The sequence below is a fragment of the Corynebacterium variabile genome, from assembly GCF_006539825.1.
Taxonomy (GTDB): domain Bacteria; phylum Actinomycetota; class Actinomycetes; order Mycobacteriales; family Mycobacteriaceae; genus Corynebacterium; species Corynebacterium variabile.
Genome location: NZ_BJNT01000015.1, coordinates 97665 through 119920, shown reverse-complemented (window position 1 = coordinate 119920; position 22256 = coordinate 97665). Strand labels below are relative to the sequence as shown.

Sequence of the window (22256 nt, the reverse complement as noted above, 5' to 3'; positions counted from 1 at the left end):
TCCCCACGGTCCCCACGGTCCCCACGGTCCCCACGGTCCCCACGGTCCCCACGGTCCCCACGGTCCCTATGGTCTACGACGACGGCTGAGCTGGTCGACTCGTCGCTGACAATCCCCTGTTCACAGGGACCGACAAAGAACACCACTCAAAGAGACTTGACCACGTGCTTGCGGGTCACCGGCACCGATGAATGCGTATGCCCGTGGACGGTGCAGTCGAATCCCTCGCGTCCCGCCCATCGCGCCAACTTCGGGGTCTGGCGCGGGTCCTGCACGGCGTCCTTCCCCGACGCCCGGGGGATATGCGTCATCAGGACCTGCCAGTGCCGGACTCTGACCTGAAAGTCCAGCGCGATGACGTCGAAGACCTCCCGGTAGCGCGGCGTCCACTCCGCCACAGAATCCCACCCGAACATCGGGTGGACCCGGTGATGGTTCCCGGGGACCAGCCACATCGTCAGGTCCTTCTCCGCCTTGAGGACGCCGAGCTGGTCGAGCGCGTAGGCGTCCTTACGCACCGAGATGTCCCCCAGGCACAGCAGGACACTGCCGTCCGGCACCTCGCGCAGATGGTCGAGCACCACCCGGTCATGTTCGTCGGTGTCGGTGAACCCGCGCAGCTCGGCGACCAGCCGGTGCCCGAAGTGCAGGTCGGAGACGGTCCAGAAGAGGTCGCTCATGCGCCACAGCGTATCCGACCCAGCTGACCCGACCCACGGAGCGGACAACCTCCGGAAATAGTCTCAGCGTGGGGTACGCTCCGCGGCAGGAAGCGGCCGGAAGCGTACCCCACGCTATGTCTATTTCGCCTGCTCAACGCAGGTGACTCAGCTCCGAACGCCTCACCGCCGCGCCGGCGGCCAGTGGATCACCCGGTCGAGCGCGTCCAACACGGACTCATGCATCGCCTCGGAGACCGTCGGGTGGGGGAAGACGACCTCCGCCAGGTCCTCGGCCGTGGCGTGCAGCGAGTGCGCCACCCCGAAGCCCTGCACCATCTCCGTGACGGCCGGCCCCACCAGGTGGGCACCGAGGAGTTCACCGGTCGCACCGTCGAAGACGGTCTTCACGAAGCCCTCGGGCTCACCGAGCGCCAGAGCCTTACCGTTGCCGACGAGGTTGAACTTTCCGACCCGGACGCCGCCGACCCCGGCACCGCCGCCAGCAGCCCCGACCCGCTCACGGGCCTGCGCCTCGGTCAGCCCGATGCTCGCGACCTGCGGCCGGCTGTAGGTACAGCCGGGCACGAAGTTCCGGTCCAGCGGCTTCACGCCGGCCTCGCCGACGATGTGGTCGACGCACAGCACCGCCTCATGGCTCGCCTTGTGCGCCAGACACGGCCCACCGGCGAGGTCACCGATGGCGTACAGCCCGGCGACACCGGTCCTGCACCACTGGTCAGTTTTCACGAAGCCACGCTCCAGCTTCGCACCGAGCGATTCCAGGCCGAGGCCCTCAGAATTGGGGGTGACACCCGTGGCAACCAGGACACGCTCGGTGACCACTGAGTGGGATGCACCGTCGGAGGTGGTGAACGTCGTGGTCACACCGCCGGTCTCCTCGGACGGATCCGGGACGACCGACACGACGGTCACCGACGTCCGCACGTCGATCCCACGCGCCAGGAACTGCTTCGCCACGAACGCCGAGACCTCGGCGTCCTCGGCGGGCAGGATCCCCGGCAGCGCCTCAACCAGGGTGACCTCGGTACCGAGGTCGCGGTAGAGACTGGCGAACTCGGCGCCGATCGCGCCGGACCCGATGATCAGCAACGAGGCCGGCAACGAGGAAGGACGCAGCGCCTCAGTCGAGGTCCACACACGGTCACCGTCCGGCTCCACGCCCGGGATCGAGCGGGGACGCGCCCCGGTGGCCAAGATGATGTGGTCTGAGTGCAGCTCGCGGAAACTCTTGGCGACCTCCACCTTCACCCGGCCCTTCTGGGGCACCGTGGCATTGCCGACGATGATCTCCACACCATTGGCGTCCAGCAGACCACGGATGCCGGTGGTGAGCTGGTCGACGACCTGCCGACTGTGGTCCACCAGACCCGAGATGTCGAAAGACACCTCTCCGACGCTGAACCCCAGGGCACCGGCCGTGGCGATCTCGTGGGCCACATCGGCACCGTGGAGCATCGCCTTGGTGGGGATGCAGCCCACGTTGGAGCACACGCCACCGAGCTCGCCACGTTCCACGACCGCGACACGTAACCCGTGCTGGGCTGCCCGGATCGCAGCGACGTACCCGCCGGGCCCGGCGCCGACGACGATGACGTCAAACCGGTCAGCCTTCTGTTGCAGAGGAGTTCTCGCGCGATTGTTCGTTGTCATCACGTCTCCCCTACACCAGCATCTGCGCGGGCTGCTCAAGGATCCCCTTGAGCTCGCCGACGAACGTCGCGGCCAGGGCACCGTCGATGACGCGGTGGTCGGCGGCGATACTCACGGTCATGACCGTGCGCGGCTCCACCGACCCGTCGTCGAGCACCACCGGCTTCTTCACCCCGGCACCGACGGCAAGGATCGCGGCCTGCGGCGGGTTGATGATCGCGTCGAAAGAGCTGACCCCGTACATCCCGAGATTCGAGACAGTGAAGGTGCCACCCTGGAACTCCTCGGGCCGCAGGTTTCCGGCCTTCGCCTTCATCGCCAGCTCACGGACTTCACCGGAGATCTGCGACAGCGACTTGCGGTCCGCACCGCGCACGATCGGGGTGATCAGCCCGGCATCCACGGAGACGGCGACAGAGATGTCGGCCGAGGGGAATCTCAGTACGGTCCGGCTGGCCTCGTCGAACTGGACGTTGACCTCGGGAACACGGATCAGAGCGGTGGCGACGGCCTTGATGACCAGGTCGTTGACGGAGATCTTCACGGCGGGAACCGCCTCGTTGACCTGCTTGCGCAGGGAGAGCAGTGCGTCGATCTGCACCTCCTGGTTGACCCGGAAGTGCGGCGAGGTCTGCGCCGACTGCTGCAGCCTGCTCGCGATCGCCTGACGCATCCCGGTGAAGGGTACGGCTTCCGGTGTATTCGCCGGTTCTGCGACCGGGAAGGACGCGGCGTCCGCGGAACTCCCTGGACCGGGTGTTTCCGCACCTGTGGTCGCGTCGCTGAGACCGAAGCGCCGCGCGGCCTCCTCGACATCGGGGACGCAGACCCGGCCCAACCGGCCGGTGGCCCGACAGTCGTTGAGGTTGATCCCAAGCTCCCCGGCGATCCGGCGGGCGACCGGGGTGGCATCCACACCGGAGTCGTCGACGGTGGAGCGCAGCGGGATACCTGACCGGGTGGCCTCGGCTTTCGCCGGGACGGACCCGCCGGCCGCGGCGACAGCGTCCTCCACATCGGACCGACTGACGCGTCCACCCCGGCCGGAACCGGTCACGGCGCCGAGGTCGATCCCGTGTTCCTCGGCGAAGGCGAGAGCGTGAGGTGTGGCGAAGACATCGTCGGCGGTGACCCCGCGCAGGGATGCCGGGACGGTGACCCCGCTGGCCGACGGCGCTGCGGGTGCCGGTGCGGGGGTCGCGACTGAAGGTGCCGGTGCGGGAGCAGCTGCCGCCGGAGGTGCGTCGTGCTCAGGAGCATCGCCCGCCGGAGCTGCCTCGGTCCCAGGGGCAGCCGCATCCCCCGTGTCCCCGGAGTCCGGCGACCGCTCGGCAATGAAGGCGTCGATCTCCTCGTCGGACACCGACGGGTCGGCGGAGACCCCGATGAGGGCACCGACGGGCAGTACGTCACCGGTGTGCGCGATGATGCGCCGCAGCACACCGTCGAAGCCCGCCGCCAGATCATTCATGACCTTGGTGGACTCGATCGCGACGAGAAGGTCGCCCTCGGCGAAGGAGTCACCCTCGGCGAGGTGCCATTCGTCGACCGTGCCCTCGGCCATGGTCATGCCCCATTTGGGAATCTCGATGGCTCTGATGGTGGTCATCTCACACCTCCATGACCTTGCGCACGGCGGCCTCGATACGCTCCACGCCCGGGACCCACGCCTGCTCCAGCGGGGTGGAGAAAGGTACCGGGGAGTGCGGCGGCACGATCAGCTGAACCGGAGCCAACAGGGAGTCGAAGGCCTGCGTGGCGATCAGGGCGGTGACGTCATGGCCGAAACCGCAACGGGCCGCAGACTCATCGGCGACGACGGCCCGCCCCGTCGAGGCGACGGACTCCAGGATTCCCTCCTCATCCAGCGGGCTGGTGGTGCGCGGGTCGACGACCTCCACCGAAATGCCCTCCTTCGCAAGCTTGTCAGCGACGGTGTTCGCGGTGTTGACGAGGTTGCCGAGCGCGACGATGGTCACGTCGGTGCCCTGCCGGGTGTAGTTCGCGATGCCCAGCGGGATCGTGTACGGCTCGTCCGGAACCTCGGTCTTCATGTCGTAGATCGCCTTGTGCTCGCAGAAGATCACCGGATCGTCGTCCCGGATCGACTGCAGCAGCAGACCGCGGGCGTCATAGGCATTCGACGGCACGACGACCTTCACCCCCGCAGTGGAGGTGAAGAGGTTGTACGGCGAATTGGAGTGCTGGGCTGCCGCCCCCACCCCGGCACCGATGATTCCGCGCACCACCAGCGGGGTCGTGGCCTTTCCACCGAACATGTACCGGAACTTCGCGGCCTGGTTGTAGATCATGTCGTAGGCGACGCCGAAGAAATCCATGAACATCAGCTCAGCGACAGGACGCAGCCCGGTCGTCGCGGCACCGGCCGCCATACCGAGGATCGCGGACTCGGTGATCGGGGTGTCGATCACCCGGTCGTCACCGAACTCCGTCCACAGGCCCTGCGTCACCCCGAAGACGCCACCGAAGGCCTCGACAGTGGGGTCCGGGTTGGTACCGCCCTTGCCGCCACGTAGATCCTCACCGATGAGGACGACCTTCTCGTCCTCACGCATCGCGTCGGCCATCGCCATGCGGATGCCCTCGCGGAAACTCTTCCTGCTCATTACCGTCTCTCCTCGTTCACTTCGTTCGCTGTGGTACATCCGGCGCGGCCGCCATCGGCCGGCCCGTTGGCTGATGCCGCCTGGGCATCAGTAGGACGCGTAGACATCGGTGAGCACCTCGGAGGGGTCCGGCCAGGCTGCGGCGCGCGCGTGGGCCACGGCGGAGTCAACCTCATCGACGGCGGCCGCGTCGATGGCGTCGAGATCGGCGGCGTCGATGACCTCCTCCTGCTTCTTCCGGAAGATCAGCAGCGGGTCCTTCGTCGCCCGGTACTCCTTGATCTGGTCCGGGGTCCGGTAGAGGTTGGCGTCGCCCTCGAAGTGCCCGTAGAACCGGATCGCGGATGCCTCGATCACCGAGGGGCCACCACCGGAACGTGCCCGCGCGACGGCCTCGGCCGCAGCTTTCCGCACCGCAAGGTAGTCGGTACCGTCGACCTTCACCGCCGGCATACCGAAAGCCGCCGCCCGGCCGGAGATGTCATGGGAGCCGACGGAGAAGTCCGCGCCCGTGGCCTCACCCATGCCGTTGTTCTCGTAGACGAAGACGACGGGCAGCTGCAGCACGACCGCCATGTTCATCGCCTCGAAGACAAGGCCCTGGTTGGATCCACCGTCACCGGTGAAGGAGACGGCCACGCCGTCGGTGCCGAGCGTCTTGGCGGTCAGCGCAGCACCGGTGACCAGCGGCGGGCCGCCGCCGACGATGCCGTTGGCGCCGAGCATGCCGACGGACAGGTCGGCGATGTGCATCGAGCCGCCCTTGCCCCGGCCGAGGCCCTCGGCGCGGCCGAAGATCTCGCACATCATCGCCTGGATGTCGCAACCCTTGGCCAGGCAGTGGCCGTGGCCGCGGTGGGTTGAGGCGATGAAGTCAGTCGGACGCAGCTCATCGCAGACACCGACAGCAATGGCCTCCTCACCTGCATAAAGGTGGATAAATCCGGGTATGTCACCGGTCTCATTCTCCTTGTGCAGCCGGTCCTCGAACGCCCGGATCTCACTCATTCGCCGGTAGGCGCCGAGGAGGTCCTCGGTGGAGTACGGGGTCTTACCCGATCGGGTGCCCGCGCCGGACCTCTTCTTCGACGCTGCAGTCGTCCTTGCCCGCCCGGTGCGGGTGTTGGTGGTCGGACTCATGGTCGTCGACCTCCCTTCGCGTTGTGGATCGCTCCCGGACCTCTCCCGGGGGCTTCCTCCCTGACGCTATCCACTTCACCTCCCACGGACAGGGGTGGACTGTGTTCTGCACCACAGGAAAACAGACATAACCTGCGGTCTTCATACGCAATGCAACGTCGTGCAACCTCCCCCGAACGGGCCTGTTCCCCGAAAGCTTCCCCGGCCATTCCCCGACTTCTGTCGGGTAGCTATCCGTGGCGAAGGTAAACTAGGACCATGCGATCCTTCGAGACGGCGTTCGACAGCGGGGATGACAGGTCGGGGTATCTCTCACTGCTCGAGTCGATCCACGCCGACGTCACCTCGGGCCGGACCCCTGTGGCACGCCCGCGGCGCGTCATCGAGGAATCCTGGCGACGGAGCATGCGACTGGGGATGCACCCCGACGATGACGGGTGGCTTTTCGACGACCCCCGCTCCCCGGGCCACGGCGATGCCGCCGGCGATGCGGCCACACTGACCTCCCTGCTCCCGATCCTCCAGCGTCAACTCGATACCCTCCTCGCCGACGACCACACCCTGCTGGTCCTCGCGGACTCCGCGGCACGGGTCGTGTGGCGGGGTGGGGGTCGGTCAATGCAGCAGCAGGCGGACGGACTCCACTTCAGCCCAGGCAGTGACTGGTCCGAGCGGACGGTCGGCACCAACGCAATAGGTACCGCCCTCACCTCCCTCAACCCGGTCCACGTACACGGGCCCGAGCACTACTGCGTCAACCAGCACTCGTGGAGCTGCGCGGGAGCGCCGTTGACCGACCCCCGGAACGGTCGCACCATCGGCGTCATCAACCTGTCCTGTCGCACAGATGACGCACACCCCAGCGCCATAGTCCTGGCCACCAGCCTGGCGCGTCAGGCCGAACTGGAGCTGCGTGACATGCACCGGCGCAGCCTCGACGATCTCGCCACCACCGCTGCGGGTCAGTCGGTGACAGCCGGTGCCTGGGCTGCCGTCGACCGGTGGGGATGGGTCGCGGCGGCGAACGGCGTCACCCTGCCGCACCGGCTGACCCTCCCGGAGACCATCAGCGGTCCCCTTGTCGTGGACCGGATCGGGAAGGTGGAGCCGGTTCCGGTGGCGGGAGGCTGGCTGCTGCTGCCCGGTGAGGACCCCACTGCGGCGACGACCCCGATACAGGTGACACTCCGGGGAGCCCGTTGCGAGATCCTCGCCGGTGGCACGGACGGATCCTGGTCGCACACCCTCAGCGGGCGACGCGCCGCCGTCATCACGGCGTTGGCGGCGCGTCCGTCCGGAATGAGTGCACGCGAGCTTGCCACGGAGGTGTACGGGGACGAGGGGAGCAGGATCGCGGTACGCACGGTGATCCACCGGATTCGCCAGGAGATCTCCGGGCTGGTGGTGACGGGCCCGTACCGGCTGTCGGATCGTGTGGTGGTCAACCACCGGACATCCACCGAACGACCACCGGGCCACCACTGAATCGGACACCGTCTCAGTGTGGGCCAGGTCCACTCCCCTGGTGGGAGAGCACCCCGGGGTGGCTCAGTGACGCTGCGCCAGCGCCGCCAGGTCCACACCACGCAGCCGGGCGAACTCGGCGGTCGTACCGGTCACCAGCACATCAACCTGCCGCAACTCCGCCACAGAGGCAGCACCCAGCAGCGTCATCAGGGTGCGGACCTGGGAGATCCACTCGGTGATCTCGTCGATCAGAGTGTCCAGTCCGTCGGTCATCAGCACATGCAGGAAGTGTCCGGAGACACCCACCGCCGAGGCACCCAGTGACAGTGCACGGACCACGTCCAGCGGCGTCGAGACTCCGCCGGACGCGATCACCTGCACCGGCTCCTCCTCGGAGACATCACGAGGAAGCATCACCGGCGACCCCTGCAGATCCAGCAGGCACTCCGCGGCGGTCTGTCCCCAGCCGGAGAGGTAGGCGTACTCCTGCTTCTCCCGACGCCGGTTCTCGATGTCGATGAAGTTCGTCCCGCCCCGACCACTGACGTCGATGGTGCGCACACCGCGCGCCACGACTTCCGCGACAGACCGGGCCGACAGCCCGAAGCCGACCTCCTTGACCACCACCGGCACATCGACCCCGGCGACAATGTCCGACAGCCGGTCGAGCCAGCCGCTGAAGTCCCGGTCACCCTCGGGCATGACCAGTTCCTGCGCCGGATTCGCGTGCACCTGCAGAGCGTCCGCGTCGAGGAAACCGACGGCGTCCCGCGCCTGGTCCACCGTCATCTCCGGGCTGACATTGGCGAACAGGAACGCGTCAGGCGCGTTCTCCCGCACCACGGCGAAGGAATGCGCCAGCGACGGGTCCTTCAGCGCCGGGGACGCCGAGCCGGTCGCCATCGCCACCCCGGTCGCCGCAGCGGCCCGGGCCAGATCGGCATTGATCAGCGCGGTCTTCTCCGACCCGCCGGTCATCGCGTTGATGTAGAAGGGCACCGCCCAGTCACGCCCGCACACCGAGGTCTTCAACGACACGCCGTCGAAGGACCCGCCCGGGAAGGAGTGGTGCATGAAGCGCACGTCATCCCACACGCCGTGCGGAGAAACACCACGCACCACACCGGCATCGCGGAGTTCCCGCAGCTCTTCAGCCAGCCGGACGTGCTCGTCCTTGCGTCCTCCCCCGAGCGTGTCCCGTGAAATCGCCATGTCAGTTCCCCCTGGTGGACTGGTGCTGATGCAGGTTGAGCAGACGGATGTCCGCCCGTTCCCACACCGCGAGCAGGCCGTCGATGTCGGCGTCCTCCCCGATGAGCACGATGCCGCAGTCGCCGCCACCGGCGCCCGAGGTCTTCGCGGCACCACCGCGGTCCTCCGCGGACTCGATGAGCCGACGCAGCGTCGGCGTCTCGATGGTCGTGCCGGTGTGCTCCCCGAGCTCACGCAACAGGGCACGGTTGCGCCGGATCCCGGCGAACACGCCCTCGGTGTCTGCGGCATCCAGAGCCGAGACGAAGGACTCCACACAGTCGCGGGAGTCCGCCAGGAAGCCCGCGTAGGACCACGCGGCGTCCCCGCGCTTGTTGGACTGTACGTCCCCTACCAGCCGCGAGGTGGACGCCGGCGACCCGGTCCAGCCGACCAGCAGACGTAGCGACTCCGGCGGGGTCAGCGGACGCACCGACAGCCCCGGCCACTCCGCTTTCACCAGCTCGACCAGCGGACGCTCTGCCCGCTGCTCCCGGGCCCACTCCCGGTCGAAAGAGGTGTAGGCGATCCAGCCGCCGAACATCGAGGCCGCGACATCACCGCCGGACCCCGACCGCTGCACCTCGATGCTGGCCAGCAGGGCCAGCTTCAGCTGCTCCATCAGCGTGAGTTTCAGCTTGTAGTGCGCGCACAGTGCCCGCACCGTCGCCACGGTCACCGCGGCGGACGAGCCCAGGCCGAACTTCCGGCCCGAGTCATCGTCGAGCTCACTGGTGATGTCCAGATCGAAGACCTGCAGCGGGACGCCGAGAGCGACCGCCGCCTCCTCCACGATCCGCACCGCGGCGAGCACGAAGCTGAACTGGTCCTGGTCCGGTTCGATGAGCATGTCACTGCCCTGCCGGTACCACTCCAGGTGACTGCCCGCGTTCTGGTCGGTGGTGATGTGACCGGTGTCCGCGGACGCCGGACTGACCCGCACAGTGATGTAGCGGTCCACGGCGATGAGCACCGCCGGGTAGCCGGGCTCGACCACGGCGTACTCACCGGCGATGTAGAGCTTGCCCGGCGCGCGCACCTCGGTGACAGCACGGGTGAACAGTCCGCTCATCAGTTGGCCTCCCGGGTGTCGGGTCGGGTGATCTCCAGGCCGGGGCCCGAGTAGGCCACGACGGTACCGAGCTGCGGAGCGACCTCGGCGAGCATCTCGCGCAGCCGCGCGTCCACCCGCTCCGCCTCGGAGGCACGGGTCAGCACCTTGACGTTCGGGCCGGCGTCCATCGTCGCCCAGGCCGGAAGCCCTTCCTCACGCAGCGTCTTCACCGCGGCGAGCGCGGCCCGGGACTGGTCGGTGACGTACTCCACCGGCGGTACGGCGGATGCCATCGTCCCGTGCATCCCGGCGGCATTCTCCTCGGCGACAGCCCCAAGACGCTCCAGGTCACCGTTCTTCACGGCCTCCATGGCGGACGCCAGGTGGCCGGCGTGTGCCTCGACCCACGGCCGGTAGTCCGGCGAGGTCTGCACCGTCCGCCGCATCCCCTCACGGGAGGAGACAGACTTCTCCCCCGCGTCGAGGACCAGCACGACCATGGCCAGATCCCCGGACAGACCGGTCGGGTCCGCGACCGGTTCGGCGTAGGAGGAGTCGTCGTCGGTCCCGGCGTGCCACACGGCGAGCCCGCCGAAGATCGAGCGGGACGCAGAACCGGACCCCCGCCGCGCCAGTCGCGACAGTTCACGGTCACTGAGTTCCAGGCCCGCGGCTGCGGCGGCGGCACCGGCCAGGGCGGCGAAGCCGGAGGCGGAACTGGCCAGGCCGGCAGCGGTCGGCACGGTGTTGACTGAGACGACCTCGGCCCGGTCGGTGATCCCGGCGCGCTCACGCACCAGGTCGAGCAGGTCGACGATCCGGTTGTAGGCCTTGCCGGTGACAACCTCACCGTCGAGGGTCGCTTCATCTGCGTCCCCGTCAATGCCGAAGCGGACGGTCGTCGTCGTGTACAGCGCATCGAGGGTCAGCGACAGGGATGAGGTCACCGGGATGATGAGCTCGTCGTCGGCTTTGCCCCAGTACTTGATCAGCGCGATATTCGCGTGCGCTGTCGCGGTCGCCGGGCTGCTGGCATCTGTCACTGCATGACCTCCCCGGCCATCTGTCCGGTGGCGGGGGCATGGACCCAGGTTCCCCGGGCACCGGCGTCCACCAGTGCCTTCTCGACGTTCTCGGCGTCCTCTTCGGTGGCTGCCAGGGCGATGACGCAGCCACCGCGTCCACCGCCGGTGAGCTTCGCCCCCAGGGCGCCTGCCCCGAGGGACGCGGTGACCAGGGCGTCCAGCTGGGTGTTGCTGACACCGAGCTGGCCCAGGATGCCGTGCGCCTCGGTCATACGGGCACCCATGCCCTGGACGTCACCGGTGCGCAGATCGACGACGACTTCGTCGGTGATCTCGCCGAGCCGGTTGAGCAGTGCCGTGATGATGTCCGGCTCGGCCTCGAAGCGGGCACGGACGTGTCCCACGGTCTCCCGCGTGGAGCCTTCGACACCGGAATCGGCGATGACGATCCAGGCGTCCGGGCTGAACTCCAGGTCCGTGGCCTGACCCGCCTGGAAGTGGACCGGTGCCTCCGCAGATGTGGCGACGGCATCCAGCCCGGAGGGACGCCCGTGGGCGACTGTCTCGGCTTCCTGGGTGAGATCGAAGAGCTCGCGCGGAGTGGCGGGTGTGTCAAAGGCGTCGAGCACCGCACGGATGACTGCACCGGCGGCGGCGGCGGACGAACCGAGACCGCGCTCCGGGGGGAACTCGGATTCGGTGGAGATGTTCAGGCCGGCGCCGGGGTGACCGGCGAAGTCGGAGGCGACCTCCGCGGCTTTGACGATGCTGGAGAACCTGGCCGGAGCCTCAGTGATGGGACCGGTCCAGCCCAGGCCGGAGAGGGTGCCTGGACCGTCGGTGGGCTCGACGCGCGCGATCATGCGCAGCGTGCGCAGCGGCATCGCGATAGCGGGGTGCCCGTAGACCACGGAATGCTCCCCGAAAAGGATGATCTTGGCCACGGTCTGGCCGTGTCCGACGTGAGGTGCCACGGAAGCCTTTCTCGCTACAGCAGGTTCAGGACGATCCTGGGGGAAGATTACAGCGTATCGATCTGCACGCCGTAGCCCACGCCCAACTTGTTCAGAGTGCCGCAGACGACGCCCACCGGCAAAATGACGACGCCACCGACAACCATGCTGATGCTGCCGGCACCGCGGTCCGTGAACGTGAGGGTGAACCCGGAAAGCAGTCCCGATATCCACCCATACTGCCTCATGTCTGCTGCACTGCACGGTGAAACCCACGATCCGGACACCCGGTGCAGGTCACAGAACATGTGAAGCACCCCGCGATTCCGGGGCACCCCACCGGCGGACTACCCTGTGTCAGTACCCGGTCCACCGTACGCCCACCTGCGCGATCCGCAGGGGAGGGACAGCGGACCACTGACGTTTCCCAGCCCCTGTCCGGCCTCTGATCCGGACGGTCCATCACCGGAGATCCCGCATGAGCACACCTGCGTCCGCGCCAGTGACGCCGCCGACCCCACCGGTCGCGCCGGCCACATCCAACGCCCAGAAGCATCCCGTCGACCAGGTCCCGCCCGCCGGCAAGCTCGTGGTCCTGTCTGTCCAGCACCTTCTGGCGTTCTACGCCGGTGCCGTCGTCGTCCCGCTGCTCATCGCCGGGCAGCTGAACCTCGACGCGAAGACGACGATCCACCTCATCAACGCCGACCTGTTCACCTGCGGTATCGCCACACTGATCCAGTCGGTCGGCTTCTGGAAGGTCGGTGTGCGACTGCCGATCATCCAGGGTGTGACGACCACAGCCGTCGCCCCGATCGTCGCCATCGGTCTGGCCGTCAACAGTGACGGAGGGGTGGGCGTCCTCCCGGCGATCTACGGCTCGATCATCATCTCGGGCATCTTCACCTTCCTCGCCGCCCCGTACTTCGCGAAGTTCATCCGGTTCTTCCCGCCGGTGGTCATCGGCACGGTGCTGGCGACAATGGGCCTCACCCTGCTGTCGGTCGCCGCGAACGACTTCACGAACTACTCCGAGGGCACGCCTGAGACGAAGGACCTGGCCTACGCCGGTCTGACCCTGGCGATCATCATCGTCATGCAGCGCTTCTTCAAGGGCTTCCTCGGCACCCTGTCGATCCTCGTCGGACTGGTCATCGGCACCGCGGTGGCCTTCGGTTTCGGCGACGCCGGCTTCGACGACGTGGGCACCTCCGACTGGGTGGGCTTCACCACCCCGTTCTACTTCGGTGCCCCGGAGTTCGTGCTCACCGGTGCGATCTCGATGATCATCGTCATGCTCATCACGATGGTGGAGTCCACCGGCGACGTCTTCGCCGCCGGCGAGATCGTCGGACGCCGCACCACCAAGGATGACATCGCCCGGGCGCTGCGCGCCGACGGCCTCTCCACCACCCTCGGTGGCGTGATGAACTCCTTCCCGTACACCTGCTTCGCGCAGAACGTGGGCCTGGTGCGGATGACGCGGGTGCGTTCCCGTTGGGTCGTCGCCGCGGCAGGCGTCCTCATGATCGTCATCGGGCTGATCCCGAAGGCGGGCGCGGTCGTCTCGGCGATCCCCTCGCCGGTGCTGGGCGCGGCGAGTCTGGCGCTGTTCGCCAATGTCGCACTGGTCGGTATCCAGACGCTCGGCAAGGTCGATCTGACGGACACGCGCAATGCCACGATCCTCACGATCTCGATGGGTCTGGGCATGCTGGTGACGTTCAAGCCGGGCATCGCCGAGGTCTTCCCGGACTGGGCACAGGTCTTCTTCGCTTCGGGTGTGACGACCGGTTCGATCGCCGCGATCGTGCTGAACCTGCTGTTCTTCCATGTGGGACGCCGCCCGTCCCCCGACGTCACCCGCGATGCGGCGGGCCGGATGCTCACTCTGGAGGACGTCAACGCCATGGATCAGGCGTCCTTCCTGCGCACCTTCTCGCCGCTGTTCAACAATGCGACGTGGCCGCTGGAGCGCGCCCATGCCGTCGGCCCCTTCGCCACGGTCCAGGACCTGCGCGATGCGGTGCAGGACGCCGTACTCACCGCCCCGCGCGAGCAGCAGGACGCCCTGATCCGGGACTACCCGTCGATGGCCGAGCTCCTGCTCGACGCGGAGGCACTGAAGCGCGAATCCGGGTTCGCCGGTTCACTCGCCCTGGAGGAGATGGACGATGTGGAGCAGGAGCAGCTCCGGGATCTCTCCGACCAGTACCACCAGCGGTTCAGTATGCCCTTCGTCGCCTGCCTGGGCCGGATGGACTCCCGCAGTCAGATCGTCACGGAGGGTCTGCGCCGGCTGGAGAACTCCCCGGAGCAGGAGCACCTGCAGCTGCTCGGTGAGGTTGTGGAGATCTCCAATGACCGTTTCAACAACCTCATCGCGGACGCCAATCCGGTCGCCGCCGCGTGGGAGTCGAAGTTCGACCACCTGGGGTAGGTGATGCCGGGGACGGAGACGCTCAGATACCCAGCACGTGCCGCACCGCACCGACCGCCTCATCCAGGGCTCGCCCGGACCCCGACCACATCACACTGGAGTTCACGAAGGGATGCACCAGGCCGCGGTGTCGACGTGCCGTCACCGGCACCCCGGCCTCATCCAGGCGGGCGGCATAGGCCTCGCCTTCGTCACGCAGCGGGTCATGTCCGGCAACGGCGACATAGGCCGGGGCGATCCCGGACAAGTCCTCGGCCAGGATCGGGGAGACGAGGTCACCCCGTCGCTCCTCGTCGCTGAGTTCACCGACGAAGGCCTTGTCGTACCAGCGGAAGTGGTCCTCGGTGATGTACGGGCCGTCGTGGAATTCGCGGCGGCTCGCGTAGGTCGCCATCACCTCGTCGACCTCCCGGAGGTCCACGATCGGCGCGAAGAGCATCTGCAGGGCCGGCTGCGGCAGTCCCCGGTCACGCAGCCAGAGCGTGGACGCGGTGGCGAGGTGCGCACCGGCGGAATCGCCGGCGATGATGACCTTCTCCGGGTCTATCTCGGCGATCCGTCCGGACACGGCCGCCGAGATCACGGTGGTCGCGTCCTCCAGCGACGCGGGGAACGGGTGCTCGGGGGCCATGCGGTAGTCGATGGAGTACACCTGGACACTGCTGCGACGGCAGAGGAAGCGGCAGGTCGAGTCGTGACTGTCGAGGGACCCGGTCGCCCACCCTCCCCCGTGCATGTAGATGATGGCCGGCGCCGGTTTACCGCCCTGCCACCGGGCCGCACCGGCCGGGGTGTAGACGCGCACGCGGACGCCGTCGACGATGCGGTGGTCGACGAGTCCGACCTCCGGTGACTTCGTCCCGCAGGAGCCGGCGAGGTAGGCCTGCCGGTCGACGTTGCGTCGGGCGTCCACGGCGTCCTGGTCGGCAATGTCGGGTCCGCCGACGAGTTTCAGCGTGAGCAGGGAGAGGGCGACGTCACCGTCGAGCCGGTCGCCGGAGTTGTTCGTCCGGGAGAAGACCGAGAGCAGCGGAGCGGGGATGAAGCGGAGGGCGCGGGCCCCGGCGGCGATGACCCGGTCGGGCACAGAGGGGCGGTAGGTCTCCGCCCCCTGGTTGGCGCTGGAACGGGCATTCAGTTGCGAAGACTGTGACATAGATCACAACTATAGGAGGTAGACCCCACCCGAGGGAATATCTACCCCCCGAAAAAGTTTCGGCCCGGGTTACACGAGACCGAGTTCCTGCACCGTCGACCATTCGTCGGCGAGCTCCTCGACCGAGGCGTCCAACCGCGTCCGCTGCACCTCGGACAGCTCCAGGCCCTGCACGATCTGCCAGGCGCCGTCGACCGAGCGGCACGGGAAGCTGCACATCAGACCCTCAGGCACGCCGTAGGAACCGTCGGACGGCAGGACGACCGAGACCCAGTCCCCCTCCGGGGTGCCGTGGACCCAGTCATGCATGTGGTCCACCGCCGCCGAGGCCGCGGACGCCGCCGAGGAAGAACCGCGCACACTGATGATCTCCGCGCCGCGCTTGGCGACCCTCGGGATGAACTCGTCGGTGTTCCAGGTCCCCTCCGGTCCACCGAGATCCTCGGCGAGCGGGCGTCCGGTGTCGTCGACGAGTTCGGTGATGTCGGGGAACTGTGTGGTGGAGTGGTTGCCCCACACCGTCATCCGGTGCAGGCCGGCGACCGGCGTCCCGAGCCGCTGGGCGACCTGGGACAGGGCACGGTTGTGGTCCAGCCGAGTCATCGCGGTGACGGAACCGGCAGGCAGTCCGCCAGCGGCTGCGGCGATGGCGGCGTTGGTGTTCGCCGGGTTACCGACCACCAGAACGCGGACGCCCGAGTGGGCGTTAGCGGCGATGGCCTTACCCTGCGGGCCGAAGATGCCGCCGTTGTCGGCGAGCAGTTCGGAGCGCTCCGCACCCTTGCCCCGGGGCTTGGCACCGACGAGGAACGCCGCGTCCGCCCCGGTGAAGGCGACGGCGGCGTCATCGGTGACGGTGACGGTACCGAGCAGCGGGAAGGCGGCGTCCTGCAGCTCCATGGCCACGCCCTCGGCGGCGGTGGTGGCCGCGGGGATCTCCAGGAGGTTGAGGTTGACGACGGTATCGCGGCCGAAGACCTCGCCGGCGGCGATGCGGAAGAGAAGGGCGTAGGCGATCTGTCCGGCGGCGCCGGTGACGGTCACGGTGACAGGTGAGGTGACAGGGGCGGGGGATTGCACGGTGGGCACTCCTTATGGGTCGGCGGGTCGTCCGTTCGCCAGTCTAAGTGCATTCCGCGGATCACCCCCTGTTAGGTGGACACCGGTTCGGGTGTATCCACCGTATGTAGTAGACCTACTAGTCTGGCATTTGCCCGTATTCATCAGGACGCCGGTCAGTACGGGGGTGAAAACAACTTCCGTCTCACCCCCGAAAGCCCGGATCGCCCACCCCAGGAAGGAACGCCCGGCATGACGCTGCACCCCGCAACTCCGGTCATCACCGACGATTCCGACTGGAACCACGTTGCCGCGCGCCTCGAGGTCCTGCCCGACACCTTCCGACGCTACGGTTGCTCCATTGACGAGTACCGCCTCATCCTCGACACCGCCCTGCCCGAACTGGTCAGGTCCGGTCTCCAGGCGAACACCGGGGACATCGCCGTCGGCGCCGGAGTCCCGGCGGACCACCCGCTGCTCTCCGACGTCGAGGGACTCTACGACGAGGCACTGCGTTACGCCTTCCGGCTGGTGTGGCCCCGACCGTCCGACATGGACGTCGAGGACTACTCCCCCGCCGAGGCGGTCCGCGCGCTGGTACGCACCGCCTACCGGCGTCACCGCGCCCACCCGGATGCCGTGCGGCTGATCCTCACCGAGAACATCCAGGGTCACGCCCACGTCACCCGACGCCCTGAGACCCTCGAATCCTCCCCGGTGGTCCTCCAGATCGACCGGGTGCTGATGCGAGGTCAGGATTTCGGTGCCTTCCGCCCCGGGATCTCCGCCGAGGACGTCTACGTCCTCATCACCTCCCTGTGCGCTTTCCCCGCCGCCCAGGGCTCGACCTTCTACGGCCATTACGCCACCGACGTGGACTACGGTCCGACCGTCGAGGGGCTGGAGATGCTGGCCTGTGACACTGTCCTGGCGTTCCTCACCACGTCGATGCCGACGGCGCAGGGCAGTTCCTACACCCACGCCTCCCCCACGGTCATGACCCCCGGTTCGGTGTCGGCGTCGCTGTACTCCGCCGGGGACGGGGGCGACCACACCGTGCCCGAGGAGGAGGACGCTGCGGCAACTCCGGCCGACGAGGACGGCGAGGACGCCGATCCCGTGCCGGTGACGCCGTGGAGCGGAGTCGCCGTGGACACAGAGCCGGGCTTCCTCGACTACCTCGAGTACCGCGAGGGTGCCGACGACGACGAGAACACCGCCGACGACGGAATCAGCTCACTCTACGACGACTGAGAGATCAGGCGGAGCGCTGCTCGCGCTCGGCGACCTCTTCATGGGTCAGCAGCTGCGGGTCGGCACCGGTACGTACACTGTCCCCGGTGATGATGACCTCGCCGGTGCCGGTGTCGTCCGGAATGGAGAACATCACCGGCAGCAGGATCGACTCGACGATCGACCGCAGACCACGGGCACCGGTCCCCCGGTCCAGAGCCTTCTCCGCGATGGCGCGCAGGGCGTCCTCCTCGAAGCTGAGGCGCACCCCGTCCATCTCGAAGAGTCGCTGGTACTGGCGCACCAGGGAGTTCTTCGGCTCGGTGAGGATCTTCACCAGGGCGTCGGAGTCGAGGTGACCGACGTGGGTGATGACGGGCAGCCGGCCGATGAGCTCGGGGATCAGACCGAACTTCACCAGGTCCTCCGGCTCGACGTACCGGAAGGGGTCCTTCTCCTCGTCGGCCTTGCCGCGGATCTCCGCGCCGAAGCCCACGCCCTTCTTCCCGCGACGGTCTGAGATGACCTTCTCCAGGCCGGCGAAGGCACCGGAGACGATGAACAGGACGTTCTTCGTGTCGAACTGGATGAACTCCTGGTTCGGGTGCTTGCGTCCCCCCTGCGGCGGGACGGCGGCGACCGTACCCTCGAGGATCTTCAGCAGTGCCTGCTGCACGCCCTCACCGGAGACGTCGCGGGTGATCGACGGGTTCTCGGATTTCCGGGAGATCTTGTCGAGCTCGTCGACGTAGATGATGCCCTGCTGGGCGCGGGCGACATCGAAGTCGGCGGCCTGCAGCAGCTTGAGGAGGATGTTCTCCACGTCCTCGCCGACATAGCCGGCCTCGGTGAGGCTGGTGGCGTCCGCGATGGCGAAGGGGACGTCCAGCATGCGGGCCAGGGACTGGGCGAGGTAGGTCTTGCCGGAACCGGTGGGTCCCAGCATGAGGATGTTCGACTTCGAGAGCTCGACCTCGTCGTCGGAACGGCGGGCGGTGGCGTCCGAGGACTCGGCCCTGGTCCGCTTGTAGTGGTTGTAGACGGCGACCGCGAGGGTGCGCTTGGCGTCATCCTGGCCGATGACGTACTCGTCGAGGAAGCGGGTAATGGCGGCCGGGTGCGGCAGATCGGTGGTGTCCACGTCACCGCCACCGGCGGAGAGCTCCTCGTCGATGATCTCGTTGCACAGCTCGATGCACTCGTCGCAGATGTACACGCCGGGGCCGGCGATCAGCTTGCGCACCTGCTTCTGGCTCTTGCCGCAGAACGAGCACTTCAGCAGCTCGCCGCTTTCCTGCATTGACGCCATGGTCTCGGGCCACTCCTGTGATCTCGTCGGGGCTCATCTGACTCGTCGGGCCGGTCCGGCGGTACTCCCCCGGAGAAGAGGGGCACAGCGGACCGGTCAGCTTCGCTCGAGTGTACCCCTGGCGGATCAGAACCCATGGGAGACGCGCTGTTACACGGCGTTCCACCTCAGGGAGTCCTCGAGACGCTCGACGGAGGTGCCCTCGAGGAGATCGAGCAGCTGTCCAACCCGGAGGTCGCGACGCCGGCCACCCCGGAGGCCTCCGCAGACTCCTCTGCCCGGTAGCCAGCCCGGTAGTCGGCCCGGTAGTCTGCCCGGCTCCACCCCGGCTTTTCCGTAGGCTGGTCGCCATGACCATCCTGCATTCCCGGATCACCGGCCACGAAGGTCCGGACGCCCGCTCCGTCGTCCTGCTCGGCGCGCTCGGCTCCTCCGTGGACATGTGGACTCCCCTCCAGGACGCCGTCAGCGGCATCCCGGACGGGGAGTCTTTCCGTCTCATCGCCCTGGACCACCGCGGCCACGGGGCGTCCCCGCTGCCCGGCGCGCTGCCCGGCAGGTCGGAGACCGTCGATGACGAGGACGCCGGGGGTCGGCCGGCGGTACCGGCCGGTCCGACCACGATCGCCGATCTGGCCGCCGACGTCTGCGACACCCTCGACATCCTCGGCACCGGCGCCGTCGATCTCGTCGGCCTGTCGATCGGCGGAGCCGTCGCCCAGCACATCGCGGCACATGCCCTGCAGCGCGTCCGCACCCTGACCCTGATGTGCACCGCCCCCTCCTTCGGGGATCCCGCGGACTGGTCGACCAAGGCGCTGGCGATCCGCAGCCGCGGGATCATCACCCTGCGGGAACTGTCCGTGGGCACGGTCCCCCGCTGGCTGACCGGGGACTTCCGGCGCACCCGGCCCGGCACCGCGCTCGCGGTCCAGGAGATGATCACCCGCACCACCGTCGAGGGGTACGCCGGAGCGTGCGATGCCCTGTCCACCTTCCACGGGCAGGAACTCCTGGGCCAGATCACGGCCCCCACCCTGACCCTGGCCGGTGAACAGGACCCGACCTGTCCCCCGGCGACCCTGGCACAGATGAATGACGCGATCCCCACAGCGGTGCGCCATCTCGTCCTCCCCGGGGCCCATCTACTCCCGGTGGAGCTGCCGGGGGAGGTCGGTGACGCACTGCGGAAGCACTGGACGGCATACTGAGGGGACGCCCCGTACGACTCGTACGACCAACCCCCGTACCCTAAGGAACCCTAAGTGAGCACGTCCGGCATGACAGGACCGTCCATCCCCTCCCTGATCGACCAGGCCTGCCTCATCGTCCACGGCCCTGACCAGCCCGGCATCGTCTCCCATGTCTCCGCGGTGATCACCCGCAACGGCGGCAACATCACCGCCCTGGACCAGTACTCCAGTAACGACCAGGACGGGGAGTTCTTCCAGCGCATCGTCTTCCACCGCGACAACCTCGTCACCGCGATGGAGGACATCCAGGCCGATCTCGCCGAAACCCTCGCCCCCTACGGCATGCAGTGGTCACTCAGCGACCGCACCGTGCCGAAGCGGATGGCGATCCTCACCTCGTCGGGCGACCACTGCCTGCTGGACCTGTTGTGGCGTCACCGTCGTGGTGATCTGCCGGTCACCATCCCCATGGTGATCTCCAACCACACCACCACCGCCGAGGATGTCAGGTCCTTCGGCGTCCCCTTCTTCCACGTTCCCTCCCAGAAGGGACCGGACAAGAGCGAGTCAGAGGCGGAGATCCTGCGCCTGCTCAAGGGCAACGTCGATTTCGTCGTCCTCGCCCGGTACATGCAGATCATCTCGAATGACTTCCTCGAGAAGCTCGGCGTCCCGGTGATCAACATCCACCACTCGTTCCTGCCGGCGTTCGTCGGCGCGGACCCCTACCGCCGGGCGTGGGAGCGCGGTGTGAAGCTCATCGGTGCCACCGCCCACTACGTCACCGAGGATCTCGACGAGGGTCCGATTATCGAGCAGGACACGGTGCGGGTCACCCATGCCGATTCCGTCACTGACCTGCGTCAGCGTGGCGCGGAGGTCGAGCGGTCGGTGCTCTCGCGTGCCGTGTCCTGGCATGCCCAGGACCGGGTGATCCGCACCGGGAACCACACGATCGTGTTCTGACTCCGCCTGGTCAGCCTCAGGCGTTGATGAGCGCCGGGGCGACCTCGAACGTCACGTCCGTGATCTCGCGGAGCTCGTCGACGGTGACACCGTCGGCGCACTCGACGAGGGTCAGCCCGGTCACCGGGTCGACCTCGAAGACACCGTGCGAGGAGACGATGAGGTCCACGCACTTCGCACCGGTCAGCGGCAGGGAGCACTGCTCGACGATCTTCGAGGTGCCCTTCTTGGTGAGGTGCTCGGTCATGACGATGATCTTCGCCGCGCCGTGGACCAGGTCCATCGCCCCGCCCATGCCGCGGACCATCTTGCCCGGCACCATCCAGTTGGCGAGGTCACCGAACCGGGAGATCTCCATCGCGCCGAGAACGGCGACGTCGATCGACTTCGACCGGATCATGCCGAAGGACTCGGAGGAGCTGAAGAAGCTCGCGCCGGGAACGACGGTGATGGTCTCCTTGCCGGCGTTGATCAGTTCCGGATCGACCTCGTCCTCGGTGGGGTACGGGCCGACGCCGAGGACGCCGTTCTCGGAGTGGAGCATGACCCCGATGCCCTCGGGCAGGTGTCCGGGGACGAGGGTCGGCATGCCGATGCCGAGGTTGACGTACTGTCCGTCGCTCAGTTCGGCGGCCACACGGGCGGCCATCTGATTGCGGTCCCAGGTCATGAGAGCTCCTCTGCAGTCTGCGCGGGGCGGGTGGTGTGGTTCTCGATGCCGGTCTCCTGCGGGCCGACGACGACCACGCGGTCGACGTAGATGCCGGGCAGGTGGACCTCATCCGGGTCCAGGTCGTCGACGAGGTACTCGACCTGGGCGACGGAGACCCGGGCGCACTGGGCGGCCTCGGGATTGAAGTTGCGGGCGGTCTCCTTGAAGACGAGGTTGCCCTTGCGGTCGGCCTTGTGGGCGTGGATCAGCCCGAAGTCGGAACGGATCGCGGTCTCGAGGATGTACTCCTCGCCGTTGAAGACGCGGGACTCCTTCGGCGGGGACAGCTCGGCCGGGGTGCCGTCGGTGTTGTAGCGCACCTTCCTTCCCGCGGTCAT

At 67.8% G+C, this 22256-nt stretch carries 19 protein-coding genes and 1 pseudogene; 6 read left to right on the top strand and 14 right to left on the bottom strand.

Annotated elements, in window-relative coordinates:
* Positions 1-146: 146 nt before the first annotated feature.
* From CVA01_RS10080 to CVA01_RS10060, 5 genes are all read right to left on the bottom strand, one after another.
* Positions 147-680 carry a metallophosphoesterase family protein gene (locus CVA01_RS10080; protein ID WP_141330455.1) on the bottom strand — a complete coding sequence of 178 codons (534 nt, stop codon included), beginning with the start codon at positions 678-680 and terminating at the stop codon, positions 147-149.
* Between the two features lie 162 nt (positions 681-842).
* Positions 843-2333: a dihydrolipoyl dehydrogenase gene (gene lpdA / locus CVA01_RS10075; protein WP_141330453.1), complete on the bottom strand. Its 1491-nt coding sequence runs from the start codon at positions 2331-2333 to the stop codon at positions 843-845.
* A 10-nt stretch (positions 2334-2343) separates the two neighbouring features.
* Complete coding sequence (locus CVA01_RS10070; RefSeq protein WP_141330451.1) at positions 2344-3942, bottom strand: dihydrolipoamide acetyltransferase family protein; 1599 nt, start codon at positions 3940-3942, stop codon at positions 2344-2346.
* Position 3943: 1 nt separating this feature from the next.
* Positions 3944-4960, bottom strand: coding sequence for an alpha-ketoacid dehydrogenase subunit beta (locus tag CVA01_RS10065; protein ID WP_073883754.1), 1017 nt, complete (start codon positions 4958-4960; stop codon positions 3944-3946).
* A gap of 87 nt (positions 4961-5047) precedes the next feature.
* A complete protein-coding gene (locus CVA01_RS10060; RefSeq protein WP_073883786.1) occupies positions 5048-5968 on the bottom strand; it encodes a thiamine pyrophosphate-dependent dehydrogenase E1 component subunit alpha in 921 nt (306 codons plus the stop codon).
* 390 nt (positions 5969-6358) lie between these two features.
* Between CVA01_RS10060 and CVA01_RS10055 the strand changes: the two genes are divergently transcribed.
* Positions 6359-7585: a GAF domain-containing protein gene (locus CVA01_RS10055; RefSeq protein WP_073883753.1), complete on the top strand. Its 1227-nt coding sequence runs from the start codon at positions 6359-6361 to the stop codon at positions 7583-7585.
* Between the two features lie 63 nt (positions 7586-7648).
* Here CVA01_RS10055 and fni read toward each other — a convergent pair whose 3' ends face one another.
* From fni to mvk, 4 genes are read right to left on the bottom strand one after another with little or no spacing between them, the layout of a single operon-like run.
* The gene (fni, locus tag CVA01_RS10050) at positions 7649-8779 is read right to left on the bottom strand and encodes a type 2 isopentenyl-diphosphate Delta-isomerase (RefSeq protein ID WP_141330449.1); all 1131 of its coding nucleotides are present in this window, start codon (positions 8777-8779) and stop codon (positions 7649-7651) included.
* A 1-nt stretch (position 8780) separates the two neighbouring features.
* Entirely contained in the window at positions 8781-9890 is a 1110-nt protein-coding gene (locus tag CVA01_RS10045; protein ID WP_141330447.1) for a phosphomevalonate kinase, read from the bottom strand.
* Positions 9890-10915 (bottom strand): diphosphomevalonate decarboxylase, encoded by a 1026-nt coding sequence (gene mvaD / locus CVA01_RS10040; RefSeq protein WP_073883750.1) that lies wholly within the window; start codon positions 10913-10915, stop codon positions 9890-9892. Before mvaD ends, CVA01_RS10045 begins: the two co-directional genes overlap by 1 nt.
* Positions 10912-11871: a mevalonate kinase gene (gene mvk / locus CVA01_RS10035; protein ID WP_244938245.1), complete on the bottom strand. Its 960-nt coding sequence runs from the start codon at positions 11869-11871 to the stop codon at positions 10912-10914. Before mvk ends, mvaD begins: the two co-directional genes overlap by 4 nt.
* Before the next feature lie 457 nt (positions 11872-12328).
* Between mvk and CVA01_RS10030 the strand changes: the two genes are divergently transcribed.
* On the top strand, positions 12329-14290 hold the full coding sequence (locus CVA01_RS10030) for a solute carrier family 23 protein (protein ID WP_141330445.1): 1962 nt from the start codon (positions 12329-12331) through the stop codon (positions 14288-14290).
* A gap of 22 nt (positions 14291-14312) precedes the next feature.
* Here CVA01_RS10030 and CVA01_RS10025 read toward each other — a convergent pair whose 3' ends face one another.
* Both CVA01_RS10025 and CVA01_RS10020 read right to left on the bottom strand, forming a co-directional pair.
* Positions 14313-15446 (bottom strand): alpha/beta hydrolase, encoded by a 1134-nt coding sequence (locus CVA01_RS10025; RefSeq protein ID WP_141330443.1) that lies wholly within the window; start codon positions 15444-15446, stop codon positions 14313-14315.
* 69 nt (positions 15447-15515) lie between these two features.
* A complete protein-coding gene (locus CVA01_RS10020; protein ID WP_141330441.1) occupies positions 15516-16526 on the bottom strand; it encodes a malate dehydrogenase in 1011 nt (336 codons plus the stop codon).
* 231 nt (positions 16527-16757) lie between these two features.
* Here CVA01_RS10020 and CVA01_RS10015 point away from each other — a divergent pair, with 231 nt between their 5' ends.
* On the top strand, positions 16758-17759 hold the full coding sequence (locus CVA01_RS10015; protein WP_141330439.1) for a TetR family transcriptional regulator: 1002 nt from the start codon (positions 16758-16760) through the stop codon (positions 17757-17759).
* Between the two features lie 4 nt (positions 17760-17763).
* On the opposite strand, the gene clpX is transcribed toward CVA01_RS10015, so the two are convergent.
* Positions 17764-19038 (bottom strand): ATP-dependent Clp protease ATP-binding subunit ClpX, encoded by a 1275-nt coding sequence (gene clpX, locus CVA01_RS10010; RefSeq protein WP_014009438.1) that lies wholly within the window; start codon positions 19036-19038, stop codon positions 17764-17766.
* A gap of 144 nt (positions 19039-19182) precedes the next feature.
* Between clpX and CVA01_RS14930 the strand changes: the two genes are divergently transcribed.
* From CVA01_RS14930 to purU, 3 genes are all read left to right on the top strand, one after another.
* A complete protein-coding gene (locus CVA01_RS14930) occupies positions 19183-19332 on the top strand; it encodes a hypothetical protein (RefSeq protein WP_158307490.1) in 150 nt (49 codons plus the stop codon).
* A gap of 65 nt (positions 19333-19397) precedes the next feature.
* Positions 19398-20258 carry an alpha/beta fold hydrolase gene (locus CVA01_RS10005; protein ID WP_141330437.1) on the top strand — a complete coding sequence of 287 codons (861 nt, stop codon included), beginning with the start codon at positions 19398-19400 and terminating at the stop codon, positions 20256-20258.
* Positions 20259-20327: 69 nt separating this feature from the next.
* The gene (purU, locus tag CVA01_RS10000) at positions 20328-21206 is read left to right on the top strand and encodes a formyltetrahydrofolate deformylase (protein ID WP_141330486.1); all 879 of its coding nucleotides are present in this window, start codon (positions 20328-20330) and stop codon (positions 21204-21206) included.
* A gap of 16 nt (positions 21207-21222) precedes the next feature.
* Here purU and CVA01_RS09995 read toward each other — a convergent pair whose 3' ends face one another.
* Positions 21223-21876 carry a 3-oxoacid CoA-transferase subunit B gene (locus CVA01_RS09995; RefSeq protein WP_141330435.1) on the bottom strand — a complete coding sequence of 218 codons (654 nt, stop codon included), beginning with the start codon at positions 21874-21876 and terminating at the stop codon, positions 21223-21225.
* Positions 21873-22247, bottom strand: a pseudogene (locus tag CVA01_RS09990) (CoA transferase subunit A); the annotation flags it as partial. The gene CVA01_RS09995 and the pseudogene CVA01_RS09990, both read right to left, overlap by 4 nt.
* Positions 22248-22256: the final 9 nt, after the last annotated feature.